The organism is Bartonella sp. MR110HLJHH (assembly GCF_042194225.1).
In the GTDB taxonomy this organism is placed as follows: Bacteria; Pseudomonadota; Alphaproteobacteria; order Rhizobiales; family Rhizobiaceae; genus Bartonella; species Bartonella grahamii.
This window is the reverse complement of the sequence record NZ_JBHIMQ010000021.1, coordinates 1-8,180: the sequence shown is the minus strand read 5'-3', so window position 1 is coordinate 8,180 and position 8,180 is coordinate 1. Positions and strand designations below refer to the sequence as shown.

Sequence of the window (8,180 nt, the reverse complement as noted above, 5' to 3'; positions counted from 1 at the left end):
ACGCGCTGCATCATCACACGGGCGCTCGTGTTCACACTGCTAGGATGCTGTCCTTCGGACCAATCAATCAAATCATCTACGCGCGTATTATCCGCCGCTCTAAGCGACCAATCATAGATCGTTGACATCTCTCATAAATCCTAATTCCGGTAAAACGGTCCGTAAAACGCCCGCATGAATTGCGTCATCAAAGGATTATCATCATCACTCTCTTCTTCTTCCGAAGCCTCTTCTTGTGATGCTAATAATGCCCTTAAAACCTCTAACAAGTTGTCTCTATTTCTAATGCCACCCTGCGCTACAGGGCTTGCTCTATAAGGCTGCCCTCCGTACATCTGTAATACACGGTTAACAAAATCACCGGCGCGCATGCTACTGTTACCACCATTCAAACCAACCGCATTGCTCCCAACAATTTGCGCCGCATTGGCATGGGGATTTTGAAGAAGCCGCGCGGCTCCCCCTGCCCCTTGTTGATGTGCTAAATACAATTCCGCTTCACTAGGCGCTCTCCCCAACAGACGGCTTAAATGGTTGCGATTATCAAGTGTCAACCGCCCCATGGCATCTGCCGCTTGCATGGGGTCAAAACGATCCTGCAAACCATATTGTTTGGCGGTGCTATCGATAAATTGATACAACCCACCAGCAGAAGAGTAGGGATTCCTTGCATTCGGATTCCCTCCACTTTCCACTTGCGCAACACGGTATAAATAACTCTCTGGCAAGCCATAGCGTGATGCTGATTGACGTATCGCTTGATCAATAGAAGGACTATAGCGGGTCATCAGTTATATACCCTCTTCTGACTTGGTGTACTCAGCATATTAAATTGTCCCGCAAATGCTTTTCCTCCCCCTCCAAATAAAGCAGCAGAAACTTGTTTCACCCACTCTTTAGTCACATATCCTTTATGTTGCGCCTGCACCATTCTTTGAAGGATATTGACGATTTCATCATTGGAAAACTTTGTTCCCCCTGTTAACAACTTGACGACGTCCTTTTCTATGCGTTGACGCTCTTTCAAAGCTGCTGTTTTAAAGGGAATGTACGACGCTTTCAGAGTAGCTTTTCCTGCTTGCATAGCAGCATCAAATTTACCCGTTGGCACACTTACATTATGCGAAAAACCTATCTCTTTATCCGCTATACGATTTGGTATTCTGTTATAAAGATCAGCATAATTCGCTTCTCTATCGACAGCTTTCTTAACAGCAGCAGCTTTATCGGACCCAAAAGTCTTTGCAAACCTCTCATAAAGATCATCTGTATCAAAAATTTGCTTCGCATTCGAAACGTGATCTGTTGTTTGCGTCATACTTTCGAGAAGTTCTGCTCTTGCTCCTTTTTTTAAGTATTCTTGTTCGCCTTCTGATAATCCACCCAAAATTTTACTGAATTTATCTTTATTAATCTCCTTGCTAAGGACTTTCTCTCCTTCACGCATAGCATCTACATGTGAGCTATATTTACGATACAGTGCCCGTCCCTTCGTATATTCAGACGATACATCATCCATAATCTCTAATAATTTTTTCCGGATGCCTACTAAAGTACGAACTTTACTATCATCTCCCGTGTTTCTTGCTGTATCTATCATAAAACGAAGCTTACGCTGTGTTTCATGGAGAACCCCCATGTTCGGTTCTTCCTTGAGAAGACTAAACTTTTTAGAAGAAAACGGGGTGACTTTGTTCCCACCACTCGTGAACTCATCTAACCCTTGATCATAAGCTTGTTTGAAATAGGGGCGCTCCATTAATTCATTAAGAGCACCATAATATTTTTCCCCTATCGGTGTCTTTTTTGCTATTCCATAAAGAGATTCTGTTGCTGCTTTCTTACTTGCAATAAGATCATCTTTTAAACCTACAACATTTTGATGAGGAACAAAATGTTCATCGACTGCCTGATGAATACGTTCTCCCCCTCCCTTCGCTCTCGCTCCGGCTCTTTGGATAAAATCAAGAGAAGCATCCGGATTTTTTCTTGAAATTTCAAAAACAAGATCCTGTAAGATAGGACTGTGATCTACAACATAATCATCAGGGCTTGCTGCCTTATGAAAAGACTTCCCAAGCGCTTCAGCAGTATCATTGCTTAAATGCTTAGTAATTTCTCTTAATGTTTCTTTTGGAACACCATTTACATGAGAGGGTAAAACAGATCTTGCAACCGCACGCCCAATTGAACCAAGTCCAGAACCAACAACACTCCCAACTGCCGCACCTCCCGCTCCAAAACCTGCACCAAGGGCTGCACTTTGAAGTGTATGACCTAATCCTTCACCTTCACCTGCCCCATGTAATGCACCAGATGCCGCTCCTACTTTAAGCAAATGCGGCAATGTTGTTTTGTTCGTAATACCTACAAATGGGCTTGCTTTCCCACTTACGTATTTTCCTACCGCGCCTACCGGTGTTGGTATGGCTTTCGAGAATAGTTGACCTAATTTTGAAGTAGCATGAGGCGCTACTCGCCCCGCTAGTGATGCTCCCGCCCCTGCTCCTAAAGTTGCAAGTGAAGGTAAAGCAGACCCTAAAATATTTCCACCCAAAGACGTCCAATAATGCGTATCACTCATCCTACGTTGATAATCGCGTAATTCATTGGCAACTTTATCGTACTTATCTTCGTATTTCTTATCTCCTGATAACCAATATCTTTTCATCCCCCTGATAAAAGACGGTATTGCCCAATCATCATCAGAATCGCGTCCCAACGCTGTAATCCCTGCAACTTCATCATCTAAATTAAAACTGAGACCATGCTTTAAAGAATTCCAAAAGGCTTCACTTTGCGTGATTTCTGGAGGCGCTGAAACATTTTCATAAGAACGATTGTTATAATCAGAAGTATATCCAACTACATAAACATCATCACCAAGTTCTGGTACACGATCACCAATACGGTATTTGTGAGGTGAAGCATTCTCTGTTGTTTTATTTCCTTGATTGCGTCTATAATCAGAAGTATATCCAACTACATAAACATCATCACCAAGCTCTGGTACACGATCACCAATACGGTAATGTTTGTTGCGCATCATTTTATTTTCCCCTTAGTTACCACTAAATCTCCATAACCAAGACGTGTCCCTATGGGGTAACGATCCACTTCTTCTCCGCTATTTACAACTGGTAAATTAGAAAAATCTCCTTGTGACATCGACCGATTAGTAAAAGATTGAGAAGCGCCTTTTTTACGCCGTCTTACTTCCATTCCTCTCGATAACCTATAAACTTCCTCATCATTCAGTTCTTTAAAACGATCAAACATATATTTAATATTTAAAAGCCTTTGATATAATTCTTCTGGGTTATCGCTAATATCTAAAGAACCATAAGATTCTACTATTCGCCTGCTTTCTTCATTAGATAACGGTCCAACACCTACGGTTCCATTCTTACTTTGTGCTTTAATCCCTGCAATCACTTGATTAAAGATACCACCTTCAAGTTGTTTTAATTGATTTTTTAAAGTTCTTGCATCAGTCGCTGGTAAAAGTTGAGCTACAGAACCAATCGTACCTGTAGCCCGTTTGGGATTCTTCTCTATAATATCAAGAGCCTTATCAATTGCACCCACGGTATTATTAATTTCATATGCTGCTCTATCAGCGGCCTCTCTCTTATTTATTTCCCACTCTTCTATGTCTCGTTTTTTCTGATTATACTCAAGTTCCTGTAGAGACCCTTTAATCGGTCTCGCTTCACGTTCACCTGTCTGTGGATTGGTATACCATTGATGCCCCAGAGGTAACTTAGAAGTATCACCTGTTAGCAATGCACTAAGCATTTGAGGATTCCGTGCCATGACAGCAGCTTCTTCATCACTGTAGCCTTTGGACTTTAAATAATCGACAGTCTGGTTAACCTGCCCTCTTTGTTTATCTCCTTCATTAAGATGCTTCACACCACTTGCAAGCGCATCCCATCCAGAACCATCTGTGGGTGCTGCCGCCATACCTGCAAAAAGATCTTTGAGCTTCTGATACGCATCTGATTGAAAAAACTTATAAGTATTGGACTGTAAAAATTTATCTAAATCTGTCGGTTCAGGAGGCGGTGTTGGGGTTGCGGGCGCTAATGGTTGCGTTTGGGGTTGCATTTGTTCATTAACATGAGGTTTAAGTTCTTGTGGAGCGTCCTCCAGTGCATTTGGCATAGGGGAATGATTTCCTACACCAAGAGGCATTTCCGTTTTAGGAGCCGTATAGGGCATAAATGGTCCATATGGCTGCTGCATATTCTGTAAATAGGGGTTGTTTGGAGCATGTACTTCCTCTGGTGCCATCAAAGGGGCGAGAGTCATTGCCCCTCCAGTAGCTATGGTACTCTTTGGACTTGCTTTCATGAATTGTCCAAATCTTTGCGCCCCTGTAACCGCTTTTGGAGCCATTCTGGGATAAAGATATCTCATAATATGCGGTGCAAATCTCGCTCCTGTTACTAAAGCCATTGGTATTATCGGTGCAACCATCACACTCTCCTACAAAACTATTCTTTAATTATTCTCCAGAGCTTTCTTTTGATTCATGTAATTTAAAAAAAACTTGGATGCTCCTCCTGCCAACGCTGCTCCCATTGGACCACCTGCCATATAACCAAAAGCCATCGGTGCTGCTTGAAGTGCCAGAGAACCTATAGCCCCTACATTTTTCCATGGGTTATTGCCTTGCATCATAGAGGCTGTATTATTATTCGTCGTTGTACCGTAGTTCCTTGCAAAACCATGACCGGCATTCATAAGCATATTCAACTTATTCCAGCCGCTATTGTCTTGCTCCAGCCAACGTTCTCGATTGGCATCAACAACTCTCTGATTGTAATTATCAAGCACACCTCCCCCCTGTATGGCATTGGAATAGGCATTGCCATAACCCTGTAAAAAGTTATTTGAGGCTCCCAACTGATTTTGATTGGCTTGGTCTATCATGGCATTGGCTTGCATCATGCGATCCGCATCACGATTATACTGGTCTGCTGTAGCACTTGTGGACAAAGCACCAAGTTCATTTGCCAATACACCTGCATGTGCACCGGACCCATAACGACCCGCACCTGCAAAAGAACTGTTAATCGTATCTCTTACACGGTCTAAGCTATTTTGAAGGGCGGCATTAAAAGACGGATTCTGTCCAACCGTACCACCAGAAGCCATATGTCTAAGATTCATGGCTGCCGACGTTGGATTATAGATTGTATTCATCAAAGAGCGATTTTGATAGTGCAATGGTACACTCCCAAGACCACCTATGGCTTGGGTGGTTTGAGCACTTAACGGTGCTACACGCGGTCCCCCATAAACATTACCCCCAATCCCTGTGTCATACATTTGATACGCATCCCTACCCCCACGCTTAAATACATTCTCCATCCAAGCAGGAGGGGCGCTTGTCTGTACCTGCTTTTGTTCTGTTGTTGCTGGTGCCTTGCTCCCCATTTCACAATTCCTTCCTGTAATAAAGCATATCTATGCTGTAACCTTGCTTGTCCAATGCACGTTTCCAACCCAAACGACCCAAGATCTCCATTTCAAAAGCGCCATTCTCACGCGCCCAATCCTCTGCAACTTGTAAATTGTCAACCAAATCAAGAACACCTTTCCCACTACATTCACAAATGAGCGCGCGCTTCTTTCCTAAAACTGTCTGTTGTATCTGGGTCGTGACGACCGCTAAAAATCGCTCTTCATCATCCAAAACAAGCCATAACTGTTTTTTCCCCGTGCAAATAGATTCAATGAGTTCTTGCAACGTAATTTCATGTTTAAAACGCTCTACATACTCTCTAAAAGATGCAATAATCTCTTCAAGATAAGGGGCTATACGCTCCATATCCCAAGAACTGGTCAAAAAGACTTTTGCCATTAGCCTCTACCAAAAGGACGTAAATCCACATTAAACCCCGTAATCATCGTCCAAGGTTCATTCTTAGGAATGCGCAATTTAAACCGGTGATAACGATTGCGCGAACGCCCATGATAAGCGCCCGTGACATACGAACACACCCTCTCCTTATGCCATGTGATCGGCGTCTGATTATTGCGAAGACGACGTTCCCCTATGCTTAAAAGACCTTGTGTTGTATCAACTTCGGCAAACATTTTCGTGATAAAGTTAAAACTTCCATCAGGCGCCCCCATCTCTTGCGAAACAACCGTTGCCTCCATCGGGGCTCCTGTAAACATAACAAGCCGATTGTTTTCATCAAAAGCACCAAGCATTGGAGCGCCACTTTGCCAACGGGGGCTGTCTAAAGAAGCAGGCAATGCCTCAAGATTGAGCGAAATCTCATCTAACTGTTCTAAAGTATAACCTGTTGTAAACACTGGAAACAACGTGAAAATCTTTCCCTGTAGCGTCGACCATTTCTGCAAGCCCCAATCATAAACAAAGGTGGTTTGTTCGTTATTGCCTCTTTTTAAGGACCAATAAATCCGGTTATCAATGGGGTCTATAACTCCTTGCATCTCATCAAGAGCAAACTTATCAAATGTTTTAAAAACCGTTCTATCAACCTTTTCAAAACCTATCGGTAAAAGTTGACCATCCAAACTCATCTGATAAAAACCACCATCACCTGCAAAAAAAGCATCACTCCCTCGACATGCTATAGAGGCTGCACTGCGGGCTCCTCGCTTGTCTTGTATCTTTTGAAACGTAAATACAATCTTAGAACCCGCAACAAAGGTTCCTGCATAAATAGCAGAACGCATAAAAATGAGGGGATTGGTGGATTCTGTTGCCCCTTGAACATATTCTCCATCCGGAAAATCTTGAAAATCGCAATCTTTCTGTTTAACTGTCCAATGGGTTGCATCTTCCAAACCAGACCAATGAATGCGATTGGGGTGATCTGTCAATTGCATCAAACAAACAAAAGGTCCCCAAACCTTCACCAAGCCTGCTTTCGGCGGATTGCCTCCTAAATCTTCAAATCGTTCAGAACTATGGGTATTAAAAACTTGTGGTTTATCATTTTTATTCACCGCAATAATTCTTTGACCAAACAAAGCGAACGACCATTGATTATCCTCATGCGCATGATAGGTCACACCACTTTGGCTTATGTCTTTCCAACCTTTCGTTTGACTATCATAACTGTAAAGCTTTTGCTTGCCTCCTACGATTATCTTTACACCATTACCGCTTCTAAAGGCGATTGAACCCAAGGGCTTTTCTTCCAAAGGATTAGAAACAACCATTGCACTAGGCATGGGTATGTAACCGCCATCTGCCGGCAAAACATTCACAAGGCTATCCGTAAAACTGCCGTTGACAACCGCAACATCCGGTCTGTAATCGGCAATGGGAAAATAAACCATCTTAAAAATCCGTTGGCATTATTCTGGTCACGTTATGACGTTGAGACGTCTCTGCACGCAATTCATGCAACTGTTCGTTAAAGTCATTGTAAGCTGCCGTTGCACAATCGGGGTCTTTAAGGATATTCTTGTAAAGTTCGTATTTTGCACGCGCCTTAATCAAATCAAAGGCATGCACAAACCATGGATGCTCCTCATCAACACTCTCTATCTCTGATAAACGCAATGGAGAGAGAATGAGTTGAATCTGATAGGCTCTATCCGGCGTGGGATAAAGATGTAATTTCCTATCAAAATAACTGTAACAAATCGGCGTTCCTTGCTGCTCTGATGATAACAAAGGCTCTAAAGAAACATGGTCCTTACATTCCAAGGCAAACTTATGATGTTGATCAGAACTCAGATAAACGTTTTTGATTTTAACAGCACTTTCGATATGGCTGGTAGTGCTTGCATCATAAACACCTTGTCCCGCCCGTGTCTCAAACACCACATCACGGCTTTCGTTAAAGTAAAAGGTCTCTCGTTCACAAAAACGAATGGCTGCAAAAATACTTTCTTGGATTTGATGAACATACTCATCGGCTATGTCATCAATCTCATCTTGGATGACCGACACAAGGTGCGAAAGTGTTCTCTTATGGCGATAAACATCTCGCTTTACTGGTATCGGTCCTCCGGTCTTAACCCGAATATAATGACGTGTCATCAAAATACCTTTCTGTAAAAATTATTACTATTGATATTATATATTTTGTGTATTATAATGCACTGATGGTAGCGATAATAAAAACAACAGATGAATTCGATAACTGGTTAGAAAAACTTAAAGACAGAAAAGCTGCTAATAT

Annotated in this window: 7 protein-coding genes and 1 pseudogene; all 8 read right to left on the bottom strand. The window is 42.4% G+C overall.

Annotated features, from left to right (window positions below):
• A pseudogene (locus ACFIKB_RS08505) lies at positions 1 to 128 on the bottom strand (phage tail protein); the annotation flags it as partial.
• Positions 129 to 140: 12 nt separating this feature from the next.
• Complete coding sequence (locus ACFIKB_RS08500; protein WP_375653308.1) at positions 141 to 788, bottom strand: transglycosylase SLT domain-containing protein; 648 nt, start codon at positions 786 to 788, stop codon at positions 141 to 143.
• Positions 788 to 3,049 (bottom strand): hypothetical protein, encoded by a 2,262-nt coding sequence (locus ACFIKB_RS08495; protein WP_375653306.1) that lies wholly within the window; start codon positions 3,047 to 3,049, stop codon positions 788 to 790. The genes ACFIKB_RS08500 and ACFIKB_RS08495 overlap by 1 nt, the downstream gene beginning before the upstream one ends.
• Entirely contained in the window at positions 3,046 to 4,482 is a 1,437-nt protein-coding gene (locus ACFIKB_RS08490; protein ID WP_375653304.1) for a hypothetical protein, read from the bottom strand. Before ACFIKB_RS08490 ends, ACFIKB_RS08495 begins: the two co-directional genes overlap by 4 nt.
• A gap of 24 nt (positions 4,483 to 4,506) precedes the next feature.
• Positions 4,507 to 5,445: a hypothetical protein gene (locus ACFIKB_RS08485; RefSeq protein WP_375653302.1), complete on the bottom strand. Its 939-nt coding sequence runs from the start codon at positions 5,443 to 5,445 to the stop codon at positions 4,507 to 4,509.
• Between the two features lies 1 nt (position 5,446).
• Positions 5,447 to 5,872 (bottom strand): hypothetical protein, encoded by a 426-nt coding sequence (locus ACFIKB_RS08480; RefSeq protein ID WP_375653300.1) that lies wholly within the window; start codon positions 5,870 to 5,872, stop codon positions 5,447 to 5,449.
• Positions 5,872 to 7,329, bottom strand: a complete 1,458-nt coding sequence (locus tag ACFIKB_RS08475; RefSeq protein ID WP_375653298.1) for a hypothetical protein — start codon at positions 7,327 to 7,329, stop codon at positions 5,872 to 5,874. Before ACFIKB_RS08475 ends, ACFIKB_RS08480 begins: the two co-directional genes overlap by 1 nt.
• Position 7,330: 1 nt before the next feature.
• A complete protein-coding gene (locus tag ACFIKB_RS08470; RefSeq protein WP_375647772.1) occupies positions 7,331 to 8,038 on the bottom strand; it encodes a hypothetical protein in 708 nt (235 codons plus the stop codon).
• Positions 8,039 to 8,180 lie beyond the last annotated feature (142 nt).

Excerpts from the sequence above, each read along its gene's own strand:
- ACFIKB_RS08500 (WP_375653308.1), bottom strand. The coding sequence starts at position 788 with ATGACCCGCTATAGTCCTTCTATTGATCAAGCGATACGTCAATCAGCA.
- ACFIKB_RS08495 (WP_375653306.1), bottom strand. The coding sequence starts at position 3,049 with ATGATGCGCAACAAACATTACCGTATTGGTGATCGTGTACCAGAGCTT.
- ACFIKB_RS08490 (WP_375653304.1), bottom strand. The coding sequence starts at position 4,482 with ATGGTTGCACCGATAATACCAATGGCTTTAGTAACAGGAGCGAGATTT.
- ACFIKB_RS08485 (WP_375653302.1), bottom strand. The coding sequence starts at position 5,445 with ATGGGGAGCAAGGCACCAGCAACAACAGAACAAAAGCAGGTACAGACA.
- ACFIKB_RS08480 (WP_375653300.1), bottom strand. The coding sequence starts at position 5,872 with ATGGCAAAAGTCTTTTTGACCAGTTCTTGGGATATGGAGCGTATAGCC.
- ACFIKB_RS08475 (WP_375653298.1), bottom strand. The coding sequence starts at position 7,329 with ATGGTTTATTTTCCCATTGCCGATTACAGACCGGATGTTGCGGTTGTC.
- ACFIKB_RS08470 (WP_375647772.1), bottom strand. The coding sequence starts at position 8,038 with ATGACACGTCATTATATTCGGGTTAAGACCGGAGGACCGATACCAGTA.